The sequence below is a fragment of the Sulfurimonas sp. genome (genome assembly GCF_028714975.1).
Taxonomy (GTDB): Bacteria; Campylobacterota; Campylobacteria; order Campylobacterales; family Sulfurimonadaceae; genus Sulfurimonas.
In genome coordinates this window covers 132,793-152,664 of record NZ_JAQTLH010000001.1, presented here as the reverse complement: position 1 = coordinate 152,664, position 19,872 = coordinate 132,793, and the positions used below count along the sequence as shown (strand labels likewise).

22 protein-coding genes are annotated in these 19,872 nt (G+C 35.4%); 2 read left to right on the top strand and 20 right to left on the bottom strand.

Annotated elements, in window-relative coordinates; genetic code table 11:
- Positions 1–3 precede the first annotated feature (3 nt).
- The 3 genes from PHQ93_RS00820 to PHQ93_RS00810 are packed head-to-tail and all read right to left on the bottom strand — an operon-like array spanning position 4 to position 2,569.
- Positions 4–1,212, bottom strand: coding sequence for an OmpP1/FadL family transporter (locus tag PHQ93_RS00820; RefSeq protein ID WP_299939635.1), 1,209 nt, complete (start codon positions 1,210–1,212; stop codon positions 4–6).
- A gap of 48 nt (positions 1,213–1,260) precedes the next feature.
- Entirely contained in the window at positions 1,261–2,106 is an 846-nt protein-coding gene (gene nfo / locus PHQ93_RS00815) for a deoxyribonuclease IV (RefSeq protein WP_299939633.1), read from the bottom strand.
- Positions 2,099–2,569 (bottom strand): hypothetical protein, encoded by a 471-nt coding sequence (locus PHQ93_RS00810; protein ID WP_299939630.1) that lies wholly within the window; start codon positions 2,567–2,569, stop codon positions 2,099–2,101. Before PHQ93_RS00810 ends, nfo begins: the two co-directional genes overlap by 8 nt.
- Positions 2,570–2,649: 80 nt before the next feature.
- Between PHQ93_RS00810 and PHQ93_RS00805 the strand changes: the two genes are divergently transcribed.
- The gene (locus tag PHQ93_RS00805) at positions 2,650–3,921 is read left to right on the top strand and encodes a DNA polymerase IV (protein ID WP_299939628.1); all 1,272 of its coding nucleotides are present in this window, start codon (positions 2,650–2,652) and stop codon (positions 3,919–3,921) included.
- Between the two features lie 12 nt (positions 3,922–3,933).
- Positions 3,934–4,887 carry a DUF234 domain-containing protein gene (locus PHQ93_RS00800; protein WP_299939626.1) on the top strand — a complete coding sequence of 318 codons (954 nt, stop codon included), beginning with the start codon at positions 3,934–3,936 and terminating at the stop codon, positions 4,885–4,887.
- Here PHQ93_RS00800 and PHQ93_RS00795 read toward each other — a convergent pair.
- The 17 genes from PHQ93_RS00795 to PHQ93_RS00715 all read right to left on the bottom strand — a co-directional run bounded on the left by PHQ93_RS00795 (position 4,880) and on the right by PHQ93_RS00715 (position 19,869).
- Entirely contained in the window at positions 4,880–5,683 is an 804-nt protein-coding gene (locus PHQ93_RS00795; protein ID WP_299939624.1) for a J domain-containing protein, read from the bottom strand. The two genes, PHQ93_RS00800 and PHQ93_RS00795, sit on opposite strands and share 8 nt — an antisense overlap.
- 80 nt (positions 5,684–5,763) lie before the next feature.
- Complete coding sequence (locus tag PHQ93_RS00790) at positions 5,764–6,234, bottom strand: DUF2780 domain-containing protein (RefSeq protein WP_299939621.1); 471 nt, start codon at positions 6,232–6,234, stop codon at positions 5,764–5,766.
- 42 nt (positions 6,235–6,276) lie between these two features.
- Positions 6,277–7,131 (bottom strand): N-carbamoylputrescine amidase, encoded by an 855-nt coding sequence (gene aguB / locus PHQ93_RS00785; RefSeq protein ID WP_299939619.1) that lies wholly within the window; start codon positions 7,129–7,131, stop codon positions 6,277–6,279.
- Positions 7,132–7,142: 11 nt separating this feature from the next.
- A complete protein-coding gene (locus tag PHQ93_RS00780) occupies positions 7,143–8,219 on the bottom strand; it encodes a CNNM domain-containing protein (protein WP_299939617.1) in 1,077 nt (358 codons plus the stop codon).
- Between the two features lie 105 nt (positions 8,220–8,324).
- The gene (locus tag PHQ93_RS00775) at positions 8,325–9,362 is read right to left on the bottom strand and encodes a DUF475 domain-containing protein (protein WP_367278354.1); all 1,038 of its coding nucleotides are present in this window, start codon (positions 9,360–9,362) and stop codon (positions 8,325–8,327) included.
- Between the two features lie 97 nt (positions 9,363–9,459).
- Entirely contained in the window at positions 9,460–9,774 is a 315-nt protein-coding gene (locus PHQ93_RS00770; protein ID WP_299939611.1) for a cupin domain-containing protein, read from the bottom strand.
- Positions 9,767–10,555 carry an AmmeMemoRadiSam system protein B gene (gene amrB / locus PHQ93_RS00765; protein WP_299939608.1) on the bottom strand — a complete coding sequence of 263 codons (789 nt, stop codon included), beginning with the start codon at positions 10,553–10,555 and terminating at the stop codon, positions 9,767–9,769. The genes PHQ93_RS00770 and amrB overlap by 8 nt, the downstream gene beginning before the upstream one ends.
- A gap of 23 nt (positions 10,556–10,578) precedes the next feature.
- Positions 10,579–11,151 carry an AmmeMemoRadiSam system protein A gene (gene amrA, locus PHQ93_RS00760; RefSeq protein WP_299939605.1) on the bottom strand — a complete coding sequence of 191 codons (573 nt, stop codon included), beginning with the start codon at positions 11,149–11,151 and terminating at the stop codon, positions 10,579–10,581.
- Positions 11,152–11,166: 15 nt separating this feature from the next.
- Positions 11,167–12,021, bottom strand: coding sequence for a TIGR01777 family oxidoreductase (locus PHQ93_RS00755; protein WP_299939603.1), 855 nt, complete (start codon positions 12,019–12,021; stop codon positions 11,167–11,169).
- 73 nt (positions 12,022–12,094) lie between these two features.
- The gene (locus PHQ93_RS00750; protein WP_299939601.1) at positions 12,095–14,332 is read right to left on the bottom strand and encodes an AAA family ATPase; all 2,238 of its coding nucleotides are present in this window, start codon (positions 14,330–14,332) and stop codon (positions 12,095–12,097) included.
- Positions 14,333–14,480: 148 nt separating this feature from the next.
- Positions 14,481–15,227 carry a DNA methyltransferase gene (locus tag PHQ93_RS00745; protein WP_299939599.1) on the bottom strand — a complete coding sequence of 249 codons (747 nt, stop codon included), beginning with the start codon at positions 15,225–15,227 and terminating at the stop codon, positions 14,481–14,483.
- Complete coding sequence (locus PHQ93_RS00740; protein ID WP_299939597.1) at positions 15,214–15,486, bottom strand: hypothetical protein; 273 nt, start codon at positions 15,484–15,486, stop codon at positions 15,214–15,216. Before PHQ93_RS00740 ends, PHQ93_RS00745 begins: the two co-directional genes overlap by 14 nt.
- Positions 15,487–15,571: 85 nt before the next feature.
- Complete coding sequence (locus PHQ93_RS00735; RefSeq protein ID WP_299939595.1) at positions 15,572–16,453, bottom strand: type II restriction endonuclease; 882 nt, start codon at positions 16,451–16,453, stop codon at positions 15,572–15,574.
- A complete protein-coding gene (locus PHQ93_RS00730) occupies positions 16,450–18,153 on the bottom strand; it encodes an AIPR family protein (RefSeq protein ID WP_299939593.1) in 1,704 nt (567 codons plus the stop codon). The genes PHQ93_RS00735 and PHQ93_RS00730 overlap by 4 nt, the downstream gene beginning before the upstream one ends.
- On the bottom strand, positions 18,150–19,031 hold the full coding sequence (locus tag PHQ93_RS00725) for a DNA adenine methylase (protein WP_299939591.1): 882 nt from the start codon (positions 19,029–19,031) through the stop codon (positions 18,150–18,152). Before PHQ93_RS00725 ends, PHQ93_RS00730 begins: the two co-directional genes overlap by 4 nt.
- 101 nt (positions 19,032–19,132) lie before the next feature.
- Positions 19,133–19,312, bottom strand: coding sequence for a hypothetical protein (locus PHQ93_RS00720; protein ID WP_299939589.1), 180 nt, complete (start codon positions 19,310–19,312; stop codon positions 19,133–19,135).
- Positions 19,309–19,869 (bottom strand): zeta toxin family protein, encoded by a 561-nt coding sequence (locus tag PHQ93_RS00715; RefSeq protein WP_299939587.1) that lies wholly within the window; start codon positions 19,867–19,869, stop codon positions 19,309–19,311. Before PHQ93_RS00715 ends, PHQ93_RS00720 begins: the two co-directional genes overlap by 4 nt.
- Between the last annotated feature and the right edge of the window lie 3 nt (positions 19,870–19,872).

Genomic DNA, 19,872 nt, shown 5'->3' with positions numbered 1-19,872 from the left:
TCCTTAAAATCTATATTCTAATGCGGACGAAATTATCAATACATTTGAGTCTTTAAACTCCCCGTTTATCGCACTGTTTGAAACCGCTCTATCTTCTCTCATCGAGTAGAGAGCCGCTACTCCTATGTTTATCTTCTGGCTTATCTGATATCTTGCACCAAACGATACAGACAAGGAGTCGCTATCAGGCAGTTCAAACCCGATTGTAGAATTTGGAGCAGGTGTTTTATCTATAACAAAACCGCCCATTAAAGTAAGTTTATCCAACTTTTGGGTAATACCTAAACGAAAAACATCCGTATCCTTCCAGTTTTTTGCTATCGGCGCGCCAAAGACGATATTTGCAACCGGATTTACACCAAAACCGTAGTTAAAGTCCAACTCTCTATATGCGTGCCAATAGTTTCTCTCATAGACAAACTCTATCGTCGTATCACTCGGCAATGTGTAAGAGAGTGCAAGATTTAGCAGAGCCGGAACAGGCACGCTGACCGATGCGCCGCTAGTAGAACTGTTTGTTAAATATGAGAGTGCGGCATCACCCTCTACGCTCAAGTCGATTTTTGAACGATATGTCAAAGCCAACCCTAACTCTGATGTAGGCTTATACGATAGTGCCAAGTTGTATCCAAAATCAATAGAATCACCGCTCATATCGCGAGATGCCATAGATGAACTGCTTTTAACTACGCCCTCGGAGTAGATTGCTCTAATTCCGACTGCAAATGCCGCTTTATCTCCGATAGGAAATGCAACACTCGGATTTACCTCAACCGTTTTGAGCGTAAACTCCTCTGCGCTGTAAATTGCAGGGGCAGAGTTCCATCTCTTAGAGAGTCCTGCAGGAGAAACTATACTTAGTCCAAAACGGGCACCGCTAAAATCTTCCGATACATAATGAAACGATGGAACAAAAAAATTCTCTCTTTTTGACTCTATATCATATCCCGTTGTTGTCGTACCTAAACTGTTTGTATACGAGCCTTTATAGTTTACATCGCTAAGTCCGATATAAATCAAATTTGCTTCTAATGCGTTCTCATTTTTCATAAAAACCATATTTGCAGGGTTGTAATAAGCCGTGTCTGCGCTATTTGAGTGTGCAACGGTTGCGGCACTTAGGGCAACCGAGTTTAGCGAAGTCTCAGGAATTTTATAGCCGCCTGCGATTAGGCTGCTTCCAAATAAAAAAAATAAAAAAACATTTCTCATTATCAACCCTTTTCTAATAAACAATGGTTGATTTTACACAAATCGCCCTTAATTTACAAAAGAGTAAAGCAGTGCTATCTCCTCGCTCCAGATGCTATCATCAATCGTCTCAAGGATTAGCGGAATATCGTTCATTCTCTCATCATTCATTATAAATCTAAACGCATCAAGACCGATTTCGCCTTTGCCTAAAGAGTGGTGTCTGTCTACATGTGAGCCGAATTTTGCCTTTGAGTCATTAATGTGCATACCCATAAGATATTTAAACCCTATAATCTTGTCAAATTCGCTCCATGTTTTATCATAAGCTTCTCTTGTTCGTATGTCATAACCCGCGCTAAACATATGACAAGTATCTATGCAGACTCCGACACGGCTTTTATCCTCAATCTTGTCAATAATTTGTGCTAAATGCTCAAACTTCCAACCAAGATTGCTCCCCTGCCCTGCGGTGTTTTCAATAACCAAACTCACGCCTTTTGTTTTCTCCAGCGTTATGTTCATGGCATCTGCAATTTTACCCAGACACTCATCTTCGCTTATCTTCTTTAGATGGCTTCCGGGATGAAAATTGAGTCTATCAAGACCTAAAAGCGCGCATCTCTCTACTTCGTCTAAAAAAGCCTCCATAGACTTCTCTCTTTGATCATCTTCCGGATGTCCGAGATTTATAAGATATGAGTCATGCGGAAGTACATATTTGGGTAAAATTCCGCTATCATCCAATGCTTTTTTAAACTTATCTATTGTATTACTATCAAGCTCTTTGCCGTTCCATTGTCTTTGGTTTTTTGTAAATAGCGCGAACGCTTTTGCGCCTATTGAGCACGCATTTGCAACTGCATTAAAAACGCCCCCGCTTGCACTTACATGAGCTCCTACAAATTTACTCATCGGTATCCTTAATCTTAAAAATTATGTCATTTTTTTTATCTTTAAACTGCACGCCGTGAGAGTCAACTTTGTAAAATATATCTACGGTTTCATCTTTGATTTGCTGTTCAAATCCGCCATCTGTTTTTACCAAGTTTTTCCCGTTGTAGATAGCATGGGAGAGAAGCATATTTTGCATAATATCATCCGGATATATCTGATTTAGATAATCCTTGTTAAATCCGCTTTTGCTCATACATCCGGTACTGGTGCAGATTAGATGATTTACGGCAATTTTTTCTATACACTTGCCCGCCATAAAAAGTTCCAATTCAACACTTTTGTCGCTATTTCTCAGGTATCCGACATCGGAAAACTTAATCTTGGGTGATTTTATGGTGATGATTTTTGTTTGTGTTTGCTCATATTTTTTAGTGCCGCATGCGCTAAAGAGAAGAACAAAAATTAGTAATATATATTTCATAAGCGAAATTATAGCAATAATTTTATTGTCAATTTGCCATATTTTTAATTTCAATCCATAAATTTATCTATAATTAACTTATGAAAATACACATAGATATAGACTGCTTTTTTGTCAGTGCCGCACGGATTAAAGAGCCGTCACTTCTTGGAAGACCCGTTGCGATAGGCGGAAGAAGCGATACGAAAATCTTCTCTAAAGAAGCAAAGAACCAAAGCATAAATCTGCAAAATTCAGGCTCATTTGTGCCGACTTTTTATAAAACTTATGACAAAAGCGATGATGATATAGATGCTTTTAGGGATGAAGACGGGCGTGTGCGAGGCATACTTACAACCTCTAGCTATGAAGCAAGAGCTTACGGAGTAAAAACCGCTATGAGCATTAAAGAGGCTTTGGAATTGTGTCCGCATCTAATCATAAAAGCGCCCGATATGTCGCTCTACCAAAAACTCTCACATGAGCTTCATGAGTTTTTGCAAACAAAGATACCGTTAATCGAGCAAGCGAGCATTGATGAGTTTTACGGAGATTTGAGCGGCTGGGTTGAAGATGGCGATGTGGAAGATTTTATAAAAAATTTAAAAAATGAGATAAAAGAGACTATAAAACTTCCCGTCTCAATCGGTTCGGCAAAAACCCGCTACATTGCCAAACTTGCTACGACCTACGCCAAACCGTTTGGGTGCAGAGTCGTATATCCGCATGAGTTGGAAAGTTTTATAGAGAAAATTCCCGTAGAAGAGTTTGCGGGAATCGGTAAAAGTATGAAAGAAAAATTAAAATCTGCACAAATTCATACGCTTGGTGAGTTAAAAAAAAGAAGGGGAACCGTTGAATCATGGGGAGCTTATGCAAAAGAGTTATATGCCAGAGTGTGCGGGATTAGCGATGACGAGATTCAAACCCAGCACAGGCGAAAATCCATCGGGATATCACGAACTTTTGACCCCCTATACGACAGAGGCGAGTTGGAGAGGAGAGTCCATATCCTTGCTCGTCATCTAAGCTTTGCCGTCTTAAAACTAAAGGTTATTCCTACCATTTTTCATCTAAGTATCGCTTACGAGATGAATCAAAAATCCCATACAAACATAAGTTTATGCGAGATTTTTACCGAAAAGAAGTTTGACTCTTTATGTTTGGCTCTTTTTAACGAAGCAGATGTTTATAAAAGACTTCATGTAATCAGGATAAGCATAAACTGTTCAAGTTTTACGAGAGAATCCAAAAAAGAGTTATCGCTTATAGGATTTCATGATGAGCTAAAAATGCACAAACTGACACAACATTCGCAAAACATAAGAGAGAAATACGGTATCGATATGTTGAAATGGGGAAGTGAATTATGATAAAATAAATTTATGTTAAAAAACAAACTATTAGAACAATTTCGTTCATTTTATGCAAGAAATTATCCCGATGACATGGAAGTGCAGATTGAGTACTTTGCGGTGTTTGGAGGACTTGGCTGGGAGATAGATACCACCAAAGAGATAACTTTTTTAATAAAAGAGCTCATACTTAAGAATTACAAAACAATAAATAAGAAAATAGAAGATTTAACCTTAGCAAACAGGGAGTGCTTACGACTTCTACATGCTTTAGCGGTGGGTGATAGAAAGATTTTCTCAGCATTTAACAGAGCAGGTCTTAACAATGCAAACGGCGGAAGCGCTTTAAACTATCTTGTGCAAAAAGGGCTGATTCAAATAGAGTTCTCAAGAGAAGAACCCGCACGCAGCCTCAACCCAAACGGCAAACTAAAAAGAGAGATTGCAAGACATAGAATATCTCATAAAGTGCTTTTCACGCACCCTTTTATAAGATTTTGGTTCTACTTTATAGCTCCGAATGCAAAAAAAATAGAACAAGGCGAATATGATGAGTTTTTTAAAGATTTTCAGATAAGACAAAATGGTTATACAAGTCTGGTTTTTGAAGAACTATCCGAGATTCTTCTAAATTATAATCTCAGAGATTCGCAAATCCTTAGTTCAGGCAGTTACTGGGATGCGAATGTCGAGATAGATATACTTACGATAACAAAAGATGAAAAAATTTATGTTGCGGAGTGCAAGTGGACAAACCACAAAGTAAACAAAAGCGAGTGGCACAGAATCGTAGAGAAGTGCGAAAAACTGCAGATTGAGCCGACTCAAATTGTTATATTTTCAAAAAGAGGCTTCTCAAAAGAGTTATCAAAAGACCAAGGCAAAAAATTGGCACTATACACGGCAAATGATTTTAACGCACTTTTGAAAAATATAAAAAAAGATGAGCCGAGGGAAGAACTTTTTAAAGATGCGTTTAACTGACTACTCGAAGTGCAGAATATGCCTCTTGTAACTGTTGAAATTTTTGAGTGTAACGCTTTACCATATGTGGAGATTCTTGTAGGATTTTATCCGGATGATAAGCTTTTGCCAGCCTCTTATAACTATCTTTTATAGCGTCTTGGCTAGCTCCGATTGGACACTGTAAAACAGTATAAAAATAGTTTTTTTGAGTATCCTCTTCATCCCTGCAAAGAGTTCCAAAACTAAAGTTTGCAAAATCACTATATAGTTTGCTAATAAAACGGTTATTATAACTATAGCTTATTTGATAGTGTAGGACATGGCGTTTATTTAGAGCTCTCTCCAATCTGGCTTTTGCTCTATAATCAGAGACATCAAGAACCAAAGATGTATCCGTTCCTCTCTCTACATAAACTTCAAGCTGGGAACGAAGATAGCTTAAAACCCATGAGTTTGGATAATCAAGAGTAATCAGTACCGTATCGCTGTTGTAGGCATAAAGATTGACTTTGACATTTTGCGGCTCTTCATCTCTCTTTAGCTCTATTCTAATGGGCTGATTTCCAAATTTTAACATTGAACGCAGGAAAAACTCGTGAGAGAAGTCGTGTTTTGAGGCATGATACTGGCTTAACTCTTTTATAAACTCTTCTCTTGACTCTGATAAAGTTTCATTTCTAAATACCATTACGGCTTTTGGTAAAAAAAGCATACCTCTTGAATGATTGTTTAAAAATTCTTTCATCCACTGGGTATTTAATGTATCAAAGTCGGTAGTAACAAGAATAAGATTATTTCTTAATACGATCTCCATCAACATAACCTTTTTTGTACTGTTTTGCTATTTAAAGCAATAACAGTTCCAATTTTTATGTTGATAAAAAGTAGATTCTTTTAAAAAGATAGTGCTGCGGAAAGTGCCGCTGCTATTTCAGGAGAGACATACCCTTTTGCATAATTAAGTATTATCGGAGTAAATTGACCAATCATTGAAGAGTTCATTCCTAAACCCTTAAATTGATCTCCAACACTCGCACCGCCCAATAGTGACGAAGCGGCAGTTCCACTACTTAAAATATCATTAAGATCAGGAGTTTGTTTTGTCAGTGTCGAAAATTGACTCGGTTCCATCTTGGTTTTTGCACTATTTAGAAGGACTGCCGTACCGCCTGCCGCTTGAGCCGGTGTTACGCCCAAAGAGCTTAAAGAGTTTAAAAGAGCACTATCTTTAACACTTTGAGTTTGCGCAACACTATCTACAGCTATAGGAGCAACCGACTTTAACATCGAACCCATATCAAGCGCAAAAGATTGTGTTGCAAACAAGCTTAAAACCAAAAGTGACGAAATTTGTATTTTTCTCATATTTTCCCCTTTTTTGTCTATTTTATAGATTATAGTAAATTATCAGTTATTGATATCGCAAATATTACTATACGCTTTTGGCTGCCTATCCCTTATAAGTCCCCAGTAGTGTCTCTGTTTTTGGTTCTCTTGGATGTCAAACTCGGCGTAGATTATCTCCTCTTTATCTCTTGAGGCCTCGGCGATTTTTGCACCTGTATAGTCCGTTATAAATGATGAGCCGTAAAAATTAAGCGTACATGTATCGCCTTTTTCTTCACCTATGCGGTTTGCTACAACAACGGGAACGGTATTTGTCGCAGCGTGTCCCATCTGAACTCTTTGCCAATGCTCTTTAGAGTCAAGTCCTATCTCAGGCTCGCTTCCGATAGCTGTGGGATAAAAAATAATCTCCGCACCCATAAGCGTCAAAGCCCTTGCCGTTTCACAAAACCATTGATCCCAGCAAATTCCCACGCCTATTTTGGCATAAGCGGTATCATAAACCTTAAAACCGCTGTTCCCAGGTTTAAAATAAAATTTCTCTTCATATCCGGGACCATCGGGAATATGAGTCTTACGGTAGTTGTCCATAACGCGGCCGTCTGCATCCGCAACAACCAAAGAGTTAAAGTATCCCTCATCACTCTTTTCAAAATAGCTAATCAAGATAACGGCTTTTAACTCTTTTGCCAAGTTGCTAAATCTCTCGATAAGTTTATTGCCTTCTCTCTCTTTTGCCCACGAGAAATATTTTTCATCCATATCTTTACAGAAGTAAAAACCCTCAAAAAGTTCAGGTAAAAGTATGATTTGTGCGCCGTTTTTTGAAGCTTCTCTTGCTAATGCTTCTGCTTTATCGACATTTGAGACTTTATCTTCGCTCATACTCATCTGAATTGCGCTTACTTTAACCATGCTCTTCTCCACTAAGCAAGCTTAGCTTTTTCAAGTTTTTTTCTCTCAATTTTCATACGGTCTTGAAACTGTTTGCTTCTATCTTTTGCAAAAACCTGCATATCTTCGATCTCATCCATCTCATCTACGATTTCAACACCCAAAAGAGTCTCAATGGCATCCTCAAGAGTAACGACGCCTACCGTTTGTCCATAGTTGTCATACACTATAAAAAGGTGTGTTTTTCGTTTTACAAACTGGTCTATAAGATTTGGAACAGGAAGATTTTCAGACACCATATGCACTTCATGCGAGATGCTCTCTAAAGTAATATTGTCATTATCTTCATTGCTCTCTTCAAGGATTCGCTGATTAAAAACAATACCGACGACATCATCAAGAGTCTCCCTAAAAATAGGTATACGCGAATGGATATACATTCGGTCGTCTTCTATGGCATCTTCTATCGTCGTAGAAGCAGACATAGCAAAAACAACACTTCTTGGAGTCATAATATCTTTAGCTTTAATATTTTTTAGTTTTAAAAGATTTTCAATAAGGTCACTCTCTTTACTAAGGATAGTTCCCTCTTTTTCACCCAGAGCAACAACTGCCATAATCTCATCTCGCGAAAAACTGCTTTGATGTTTTTTATTTTTTGAAATAGAGTTTGTTAAAAACGAAGAAAACCATGTAAAAGGCGTAGTAATAGCCACTAAAAACGAGATCAAATGAGCCGATGGAATCAGCAATTTTTTCCAATACAAAACACCGTATGTTTTAGGAATAATCTCTGAAAAATATAATATAAGCAGCGTCACGATAAAAGCAATAAGTGTTTGCCACTCATCACCAAAAACAATCTGAGCTTGAGCACCTACACCTGCTGCACCCATAGTGTGGGCAAAAGTGTTTACTGTTAAAATTGATGAGATTGGTTTGTCTATGTCTGCTTTTAATCTTTTGATTTTGTTGACTAAATCTTCATTATGATCTTTAGACAAGCTTTCAACATACGAATTGGTGCTTGAGAGTAAAACTGCTTCCAAACCGGAACACATAAACGATATCAAGAGAGCGATTGAGAGATAAATTATCAATAGTGTCATAGGCACATTCCTATGTCAGCATGGTTAAAACTTTGCGAGGCGGGGTCGCTTTGGGTCATTATAAAATTCCTTTATTTTTTATGGCAGTATTATAGCATATTTCAATTACTGCTTTGTTTCAAGCTCTATTTTTTTAACCGAAGACCATAACGATAACACTATAAAAGCTATACCGATAAGTCCGGTAAATACTTCAGGTATATGAAATTCCATACCAAAGAGCATAATAAGAGCCAATATTCCTATAGCATAATGTGCACCGTGTTCCAGATATACATACTCGTCAAGCGTTCCTTTTTCAACCAGATATATAGTCAAAGATCTCACAAACATTGCTCCGATTCCAAGACCCAGCATAATGGCTACTATATCTTTTGTTATGGCAAAAGCGCCTATTACGCCGTCAAAAGAAAAAGATGCATCCAAAACTTCTAAATATAAAAAGCTGCCTACACTCCCTCTTTTTACAACATCGGCAAGAGAAGGATCATCCTCTTCCTTCTCTAAAATAACTCCGATAATATCAACGCCTACATATATAACAATCCCCCATAGTCCCGCACTTAGCACGACTAATTTGCTCTCTTGCCCAATAAAAGAGCTAAAAATCATTAAAATTACAATCGCTATAAAAATAGAGATGGCTTCAATCTTTCCAAGCAATCCCAACTTCTCTTCAAGCGCTTCAAACCAATGAACGCTCTTCTCTTCATCAAGCATAAAGTTAAGAAAAACAAGCAGTAAAAACATCCCTCCAAAAGCAGATATTTCGGCATGATGAGCAACAAGCTTGTTAGAATATTCTACAGGATTATCAAGTGCTAAGTTCCAAACTTCTAAAAGTCCCAAATCAGCAGTTTGAGCCACAATCACAAGTGGAAAAAGGAGTCTCATCCCAAAAACCGCAACCACTATACCGACCGTTAAGAAGAGTTTTTTCCAATGCTCATCCCAAGTTTTTAAGATAGAAGCATTTACGACGGCATTATCAAAAGAGAGAGATACCTCCATAAGTCCGAGAATCAACGCTATAAACATTAAATTTACGGCGTTAACCAAACCTCCAAACTTATACCCCCACACTCCGGCGATAAGCAAACATATAATTGTAAAAATAAAAGAGAGCCTAAAATGTTTCAATATATCAATCCTTATTCCAAACTTGCACCACAAGGGCATTTCCTTTGGTCATTTATAATCTAATTTTTTAATTCGGCATTTTACCTAATTTTTATACATCTTAATAATGCACGGCTAACCAGATAGTCTCTTCATCCGGCTTTGTCCATGATACTCTATGTTTTTTATGAGCCGGTATATTTATATAATCTCCGGCTTTCATTCTTACATCGCTTTCGTCTAAAAAAGAGAGTACTGCTTCTCCCTGAAGCAAAACTACCCATTCATCACTCTCTTGGTCATACCACTCAAACTCTGTCGTCGTGTGCCCGAAAGAGACAATTCTCTCTACTTTTACTCCATTTTTTAAAATAAGCTCTTCAAAAAACTCATTTTCGCAAGGCTTTGGAATATTTTGAAATATATTTTTATTCATAAAAACATGCGCTTACATACCCGACTACTCTATGCATATCGCCGCTTGCATCCGCACTGGTTCTATAATCAAGCAAAAGAGGAGCTAAACCCTTTTTTTTAACACTTATAAGCAGTGCTTCAATACCCGTCATCCCGCAAGCCTCACACCCTTCATGAAGCGTATGCGTATCCATTTTTTTGATTGCTTCTAAACAGATATTGTCCAACCTAGCTGCATTGCTAAGAGTGTAAAAATGGCTTAAATCGCTGCTTATGATAACACCGCAATCATCATGTTTTAAAACAAAATCTATAACTTTTGATAACGCCTCGGCTTCAACTTGCGAATATACCAACTCTACTATCTGGGCATCTTCAATATAGTGTTTTATGAAAGGAAATTGAACCTCCGTACTATGTTCGACATGCGCTTGCAAGATACATGGAAGATCAAACTGCTCCTTTAGGCTTTGCAGTAAAAAGTCCGAACACTCTATATCTCCAAAAGGAGTTTCATACGAGCTAAATGCACATAGAGATATCCCCTCAAACGCAACTTTATGCGACGGTCCGATTACGACAAACTTTTTCACTCTGCTCTTTTGCAATACCCTATAAGCTACATTTGCGCTGTATCCGGAGTAGACATAACCGGCATGGGGAACTATGACTATTTTGCTTTTTATATTCGGCAAAACGCTGTCTTCATCATAGATTGTACTAAAGTGTTCAAAATATCTCTCAATCTCGACGGCTCTTCCCGGATAAAAAGCACCGCTTACATTCATCTTTCGTTTCATCTTACACTCCTACGATTTTATCGCTATAGCGGCAATATATCATCAAATTTCTCTTCTATTGCTTCAACATGATATCTATATATAGCGGGATGCAGGTCATACACGGACGGGCTTAAACCCGCTTTCATACTTAAATGTTCCAAAAACTCTTTAGGCGTTTTTAACTGCTCCCAAACTTGAGGCAAAAAAGTTCCCTGATATATATCGTGTTTTATGATAAGCCCGTCAACACCCTGCTCTACTTTTTGAAGCAAATCATTAAAATCTTCATACTCTAAGATTTCCGGTTCGGTAAGAACGGAGACTTCAACCCAAATATGCGAAAGTTCATTTTCATGCAGATGATGAAATCTTGGGTCATTAAATGCAGCCGATACAGCATTGTTAACTACATCCTCGTACAATGAACGATGTGCGATGATGGAACCTATACAGCCGCGTAAATGATGATCATATTTTAGCGTCACAAAAGCTGCGCCCTCTTTTTTTAATGGCGGATAAGCCTCAAGCAAATTTTTTTCGTCAAATATGTACGAGCTATCAAACTTACGCATTATCGCACTTTTTGCAACTCTTAGTAAAATTGGATCTAACATCTTGTTTTCCTTTGGCTACTTTACTATTTCCAGCAAAGCATCTTCAAATTTTTCATAATCAAAAACAAATCCGTGTTCTAGAAGCTTTGTAGGATAAACCTCTTTTGAGTCAAGCACAACCCTAGAACCCTCTCCAAAAACCAATTTAATAGCAAATGACGGAACGCCTAAAAATGTAGAACGATTTAAAATCTTGCCTAAAATTTCAGTCTGTTTGCTATTTGTAAGAGGAAACGGAGAAGTAAAGTTTACGCTGCCGCTTATATCCGGAGTCTTCATTATAAACAAAATCGCTCTTAAGAGGTCGTCTATATGTATCCACGATACCATCTGCTCTCCGTCTCCAAGCTTTCCGCCGACTCCCATTTTAAAAGGCGGTAATATTTTTTCCATTGCACCGCCCTCTTTTGCATAGATTACGCCAAAACGCATTGCAACGGTTCTAACTCCGAAGTTATTAGCTCTGTTTGCTTGGGCTTCCCAATCCCTACAAAGCATAGATAAAAAATCATCGGCAAAATTTGTTGAATCATCGCCATGCGAATGAGCAGAGTCATAAATACCCACAGCAGAAGCGCTCAAAAAAAGTTTCGGTTTCTCTTTACAAATCTCTATGGCGTCAACTAATTTTTTTGTTGTATCTACACGACTGCTATAGAGCTTTTTTTTGTAACTCTCACTCCATCGGGCTAAAATGGTAACTCCGCTTAAATTGATTAAAATATCGCACTTCTCAATCTGTTTTGCAACATCAAGGGCTGATGTATCTTCACGAATTTTTATACCGATAACTTCATTGTGTTGTGAGGTAAACAGTCTCTCTAGTTTTGAGCCTACCAGACCACTTTTACCGCAAATAGCTATTTTCAATCTATTTCCTATCGACATGCAAAACTCCACGACTTAGATGAGTCATTATAAATCTATATTTATAAAATAGTGCTTATAGCTCTAAAAGCACCGTATCTCTTGCCGTTATCTCAAGTTTTTTGCATGCACTCTCAAATGCAGTGCTCTCGCCGATAACCACGCAGCGATGTTTTGCTCTTGTTATAGCGGTATAGATAAGTTTTGTGTTATGCATAATGTAGTGAGAAAAGCTCATTGGAATTACTACAATGTCATACTCCATACCTTGAACTTTATGAATCGTCAGGGCATAGGAGAGCATAAGATGAGATTTTAGCTCCTCGTTATCGTAAACGACCACGACATCTTCGTTTGGGTAGAAAACGAACGCCTGTTCATCATCCTCTTCTATCTTAAAAAGAAGCCCGCTCATACCGTTGTATATACGCCGAATTGCCGAATCTTCGCCGTTTTTAAACCCTTCGCTACTCCAAGAGGTCATATTTTCATTTTTTGTGTGAACTACTTTATCCATAAGCCTAAACTCTACGCCGCCCTTTTTTACGCATTTTTTAGGATTTGGATTGAAATACTCCTGCAAAACTACATTTAAGTTATTTGCGCCCAGAGTTCCGCCTTTCATCGGAGTAATAACTTGAAAATAGTTTAGGTACTCTTTTATCTGCTTATTGTTTAGTCTATATCTTGCTTTTTCAATAGACTCCACAACTTTATGGGCAATCTCGGCAACTATTTGTGCCGAGTTCTTCTCTCTTAAATCTTGCAGCTCTTTTTGAGAGAGTTGATTTTTGAGCGCATAATAGTTTTGTATGGAGATATCTATAAACTCAAAATCTTCGTACTCTTTTTTATACTCAGGTACAACACCCGTTCGCACATCGTTTGCAATAACCGTTATGGCTTTATCTTCGCTCTGCCTGTAAATCTTTGTAAGCTTTACGATAGGTGCAAGTCCGAGTGTCAAAACATCGCTTAGAACATTTCCAGCACCGATGGGAGGGAGCTGTGCATCATCCCCGACAATTATAATAATTGCGTTTTTGCTGATTTTTGAAACCAGCCTTGCAAAAAGAGAGGAGTTTATCATAGACGCTTCATCTATGAGCACTACGGAGTATGGAAAATCATCTCTATCTTCAAATTTAACCAGCAGAGACTGAATAGTAGCACTCTCATAACCCGTCGTATCTGCAATGCGCTGTGAAGCTATACCGCTGAGTGCACAAGTAATAATCTCTTTTTTGTCATACTTTGTGTTTAACAAATCAAGTATAGTTCTTGAAGTCGTACTTTTACCGGTTCCTGCATATCCGACTAAAAATAGTACAGACGCACCCTTGTTTATGTACGAAACTGCCTCTTTTTGCTGCTCGCCGAGTTGGAGCTCATTATCTTTTAAAAACTCGTCCAAATCTTTTACAAACCCGCCGTTATCTAACTTTGATCTTCTTTTAAACTCGTCATATAAAAACTTCTCCGCATCGTAAAGACGAGAGGGTGAAACACGCTCATTTTTCATCAAAACAATACTGCCCTCGCTTACTCTTTCTATAAGCGTTGCTTCGTAAAGATGATTTTTATCGCTAAAAGCTAACAACTCATCAAGCTTGCTAAAAAGTATACTTTTTTCTACACATGAGTTACCGTACCCTTCGCAATAGTTTAAAAGCAGATAGTCCATAGCCGAGCCTATGCGATTTTCATCATCTTTTTTTACACCCATCTTGAGTGCTAGTTCATCGGCTCTTTTAAAACCTATGGAGTTTACGGAAGTTAAAATGTAGGGATTGTTTTTTATCCTCTCACACGGCTCATCAACATCTCTCATAGCAGTTGCAATTGTTGTTAAAAGTACGGGAGTCACATCATAAGGAGCTAAAAACTCCCCGATTTTACGCATAGAACGAAATTTCTTCCATGAAACTTGTATCTTTTTGAGTTTTTTCTCTTTGATGCCGTTAAACTCCAAAAGCCGCTCAATATCATTGTCCAAAATCTCAACAAGTCCATCATTTCCAAAATGCTCTATAAGCTCAGCAGTAAGCTTTTTTGTAAACCCTTTTATGATTTTGTTTAAAAAGAAAAAAAGCTCGTTTTGATTTACTTTTATATACTCAAATTTAAAAGTTTTTCCATACTTTTTATGCTCTTCCCAATACCCCCTTAGCGTGATAGCAGAATCTTTTAAGTGCGAAACGCTACTCTCAAAATATGTACCGCTTATCTTCTCGCCGCTCTTTAAAACTGCTATAAAAAAACCATCCTCTTCAAAAAGGATTTTGTCAATCTGACCTATTAGGGTTTCATTCAATATTTAAACCTATCTATTTTATTATCATCGTACAAAGCAACTTTTTTAAAGAGTGCAATCCATATTTTATACCCAAAATAAGGAATCCATTCCTAATAATACGACATTATCATAGTCAATTGGCTTCAAATAGACTTTGTAAATACTATTATTTTTTAAATACGAACAGATGTTCATGCATTATTAGTAAAAAATTTGCTTCCTTACTTTTCTTTACCCAAAACCCCGTAGCTTTGCAGTTATGCTGCTGCTTTATAATGTCCTCTTTGAGTTCAAACCCTGCTTTTAAAAACCGCTGCATCACCATAAAAGCAAGTGGCTGATACATCTTATTTCTTCTTGTATCTCCAATTAAAATAGCACAGTATTTATCTTTTTTCAAAACTCTATAAAGCTCATGTGCCACTTTTTGCATCTCATCGCAAAATTTTTCTAAGTCATGTATATTTGAAATATCTTGTTCAATCTGCTTTTCGCTGTATTTTATAATGTCTGCATAAGGCGGATGGTTTAAAACAAAGTCGATACTTTCGTCCTTAAGAAGCGATAAATCTCTTGCGTCATTAAGCTCAACTCTTATTTTGGGATTGTATTCACACTCAAATTCAAGTGCTTTTTTCGTCAACTCTATTGCATGCGGATTTATATCTAAGGCTAAAAGATGGCGATTTAAAAGTTTACACTCTACGGCAGTAGTTCCTCCACCAATCATCGGGTCAAGAATGCAGTCTCTCTCTTTTGAGTATCTTAAAAGCAAGTTTCTAACCACTTCTGGTGCCCAATTACCTCGATATTTTGAGTTATGCGTAGCCCAATTACCACGACGCTTAAAACTCCAAACCGTCGTACACTCTTGTTCAAACTCTTCGGGATGAAGCTTTTTAATCTTTGCCATAAACTAATACCATTTGATTGTCATGTTCAATTGAATAATCAATAATCTGATTTGAATTTACAAATTTTTTAAAATCATCAATATTTTCAAATTCTACAATACTAACATTTGAGAAAGTTTCAATATTCGCTTGTTCAGAATTTACATGAAAATAGTAATCCCAATTTTGTGAACCGCACATAAGCAAATTATTTTGTTCATCCTCTTCTAAAGCATCAACATCTAATATATAGAGTGATTCATAATATGTTTTTTTCATGGTTTTATCCTCAAATAATATTAAATATATAATATCAAATTGAGTAGCAAAAATTAAGAAATATTGCAATTTGTCATATAATTAACTATAAACAGATTTGTTTTAGAACTCCATTTTTTAACATATCTAAATTTATTACATAATCATTATGAATAAAAGTTTCCTCTAAAGGTTTAAGTGCGGTAAGCCAACCTTTACCGTCTGTTACCCAGATAAAATCAATATTTTGAGATTTTACAAAATTATTTAAGTATTGATATTCGCCAGCGGTTGCTTTAAGCTTAGAACCGCCGCCGCTATAGTAGTTTACCTCAATCAAAAAAAGTCTGTTTTTTGTCTTATCGAACAAAGCAAAGTCAAATCTTCTGCTATTTTTATCAATTTTTATATCGTAGTTGAAAAATTCTTTTATTCTTTTTTGCGTTGCTTGTTCTATAAATTGCAGGTTTTTGTCTTCATCACAAAACTCTTCTAAAAACTTATAGACAAGTTTTTCCATAATGTCGCCCGTTCTGTTTTTTCTAGCATTTGTATCAAAACCGACCTCAACACCAAAACAGTAATCAACTAAATTTTTAATCGCTTTGCTTTCAAAAATATCTTTTAATCCACTCTCTTTAAAAAATATAAGCAGCTCTTTTTTTATGTTTTCATCAATCGGATCATGAAAAATATATTTTTTATTTTCAGGCATCAAAGTTTCAATGTTTGTAATAACAGGCGTAGAAGATAGCTTGTCATCTCTAATCGCTATAAGTATCGGGAGTATTTTTCTCACTTTGGGATACTCTTCGACTAAAGATAAAAACTCTTCCTCAAGCTTTTCTTTTCCAATGAGATAATTAAGAAGATTTAACTCTTTTTCTATCTTTTTGACATTCTTTTTTACTTTTTCAAAGTCAGTAAAATAATTCCATGTAAAAATAGAGTCTTGAAGTGTGTTTTTTAGGATTTCAAAGTTTTTCATTTTGATATTCCTAACTCAGATAAGTAATTTTTAGGTATATTTCCCTTAAATAGAACTGCATCAGAAAATTTATCTGACAATTTATCTTTTTCTTTATTTCGAATATATTCTATCTTCTCAATAGCTTCGTCATAAAAATCAATAGAATCTATTGTTCTATCTTCAGATATTAAAAAAATAAAATACAATATATAATATGATGCATGTGCTAAAAATGGTTTTTCATCCATATATTCAAGTTTTTTACTTTCTACTAAGTTATAAAGATTATAAACTTTCAATGCTTTTTCAGCTGTTATATTATCATTAAAAATTTCATTATATTTACTTGAGAATATAATGCTTTTCTTATTTTTTGCCTCAGCCGGCATTTTTTCGTAGTAGCTTAAAAAAGCTTGTCCAAGTTTTTCAGAGTCAATTCTTTTATCTTTATCTTCATTTTTATATTGATTTTTCTTTCTTTCATAAAAATAACCGTGCGCAAATAAATCTTTTTCTAATTTAATTTGCACAACATCAATAGATCTAATATCTCTATTTGTAACAGGATTTTGGTTATTTGTATATTCTGCAATTTTACTTTTAAAACTTTGTTCTTTTGTTTCATATATTCTGCACAATACTGATATATCATTAAAATATTCTTTATTTTCATGCATAGCATCTTTCAAAGAATGAATAGTTTGACTTCCATTCACAATTTGCAACCCATTCAAAGTTATTGGCATACTTCTATGCCCTTGATAATCTAATTCATTACATGTAATAGTTATTCCATTATTATAAAAAAAGAATTTTTTACTTTCATTTTCATCTAGTGCAGTACTTTTAATATTTTTATTTACACTTGTACCTTGTTCTTTATAAATTCTTACATTATCTTCAAAAGCGTTTTCATTAATTTTTGCTTCATTTATCACTTCATCACTCGCTTCAATATCACTTCTTAATTTTTCATCATCTGATACTATTCTAATTAAATCTTTTACATACATTTCAAGTATAAGTGCTCTGCGTCCGTATTCACTTTTTTCAAAAAAATGATTATCAATTACTTTAAATCTGGCATTTATTTGTTCATTATAAGAGGTAATTTTTTTTATAATCGAATCAATAAGTATATAATCGAATGTAACTCCTCTAAATGATTTTAATTTCTCTTCTAATCTTTTTTCTTCATCAGGTGTAAATCCTTCGTAAATGTTCGCACTAAAGTATATTTTATAAGTAAATACAACACCGTTTTCTTGAGCTAAGAATATTTCCTGCATTTTTTCTATTATTTTAGGATTGGAATTTTTGTCAGGATCTCTTTCGAAAAGAGAAGTAAGAAAATTTAGAATCTTATCAATCTCTCCACTCTCAAATTTTTTGCCTTTAGCAGTTTCAAAATTAGAAATATGCTTAAAATTAAATAAGTGTACAACTTTATTTTCTTCATCAATAATAATTGCATCAATTCCCTTATCATGCGGAAAATGTTCTTTGTCATTGTATTCAGATTGTCTAGTAATAAAGCTAGTATCTGTTAACGCATTATGTATTTCATCATCTTGAAGTTCAAAAAGCTCTTCCAGAACAAAAAACATATAAGCAATTGATTTTTCAGTAAATTTATACTTTTGCCCATACTCCTTCAAAGAAAGATTTAATTTTGTATCTATTAGTTGAAAATCTTGAAAAGATCTAATCGTTTTCATTTTTTTATTCCTTTAATATTTTTAATTAACACCTCACTTATCTTCCCTCGCCCACTACTTTTGCTATTTATAAACCTATTCGCTTGTATCTCTTCGATATGAAATTCACCATATAAACTTTTTATAAACTCTGTATCAGAGTTTGAGTGTACAACAAAAACATCTTTTTTATCCAACTTTTTAAAAACTTCAAAAAGTTCAATCTGCTCTTTATCTAAAAAATTAAATTCACTATATGATGTAAAGCTAGATGTAGGAGTCAGTGGATAGTACGGAGGATCAAAATATACGAAATCATTTTTTGAAGCGTGTTGCATTACTTCTTTGTATGAAGAATTTAAAATAGTGGCTTTTTGCAAGGCTTCACTTGCGTTATATATTACGAGTTCATCACAAATATTTGGATTTTTATAGTGCCCTATCGGTACATTGTGATACCCTTTGCTATTTACTCTATAAAGCCCGTTAAAGCAGGTTTTATTGAGATAGATAAATCTTGTTGCTCTTAAAACATCACCTTTTCCTAAAAAACTTTCTTCTCTATCCCAAGCTCTTATCTCATAGTAAAATTCTTTGGAGTGTTTTTCTCTAAACTCTCTTAGATTTTTTATAAGTTCTGAGGGACTGTTTTTTACAACATTATAAGCATTGATGAGTTCTGAATTGATATCGAATAGATAAACTTTTTTGTCTTTTAAAATTCCAAGCGAGTAGAGTTCAAAAAAAAGTGCACCGCCTCCGACAAACGGCTCAAAATAGTTGTTAAACTCTTTTGGAATAAGCGGGAGAATCTGAGAAAGCAAACCCCTTTTACCGCCAACCCATTTTACAAACGGCTGATACTTTGTAAAGTTGGATTGGTTTATCGGTGCGGTCATCTTTTGTCCTGTAAATTTATCTCAGTAAAAGTCTAATAAATTATTTTTAAATATCTACAAAGTATGACAAATTGCCATACTGTACGCTTTAACTCTCTTTTTTATCTAATATACTCTTTTGGCATCTGCTGCGTTATTGTTCCGTCTGGGAGTTGAAAATAGATAGTTCCGTTCTTGGCGTAAACATTAGCAACCCCATTTTCCAAGCTCTTTCTTTGAGCCTCTTTAACCGCTTTTGAAGCTATTTTTAAAATATCCATTTCAAGTTTTAAATCTTTCATATCAACCCTTTTAAAAATTTATTATACAAGTCATCCAAAAATATCTGCTCTTTATTAGCAACTAGTTCATAATTATCATCGCCATTAAAAAATAGCATCCACCCATCTACCATGTCTTTATATGTATTGTAAAAAAGTTTTTTACTTCTAATATATCTTCTTTTAATATCTTCCTCTGGTACATTATGCCCGCCATTGAGCACTCTGTTTCGCACTCTTAGTATATTTTCAACATCATTTTCTAAAAAAAGGTATATCAATATTACCACGAATCCTTTATTTTTAGCTTCTTTTATAATATTGGCAAGATATTTTCCGGATAGTGTAGATTCTATCATAAAAGAACTCTCTTTTGTGAGGCTTAAATGAAGCTGTCTAAAAAACTCTTTACCAGCTTTTACTTTATATTTTTGAATATCTTGAGGATCATATTTTTTAGCTATTTCATCGGCATTTATGAAATGAAGGTTGTTTAACTCTACATAACTAAGTGCGAAGGTAGTTTTTCCGCTTCCGTTCGCACCTGCTATAATATATAGAGTTTTTTCAGCTTCCATATT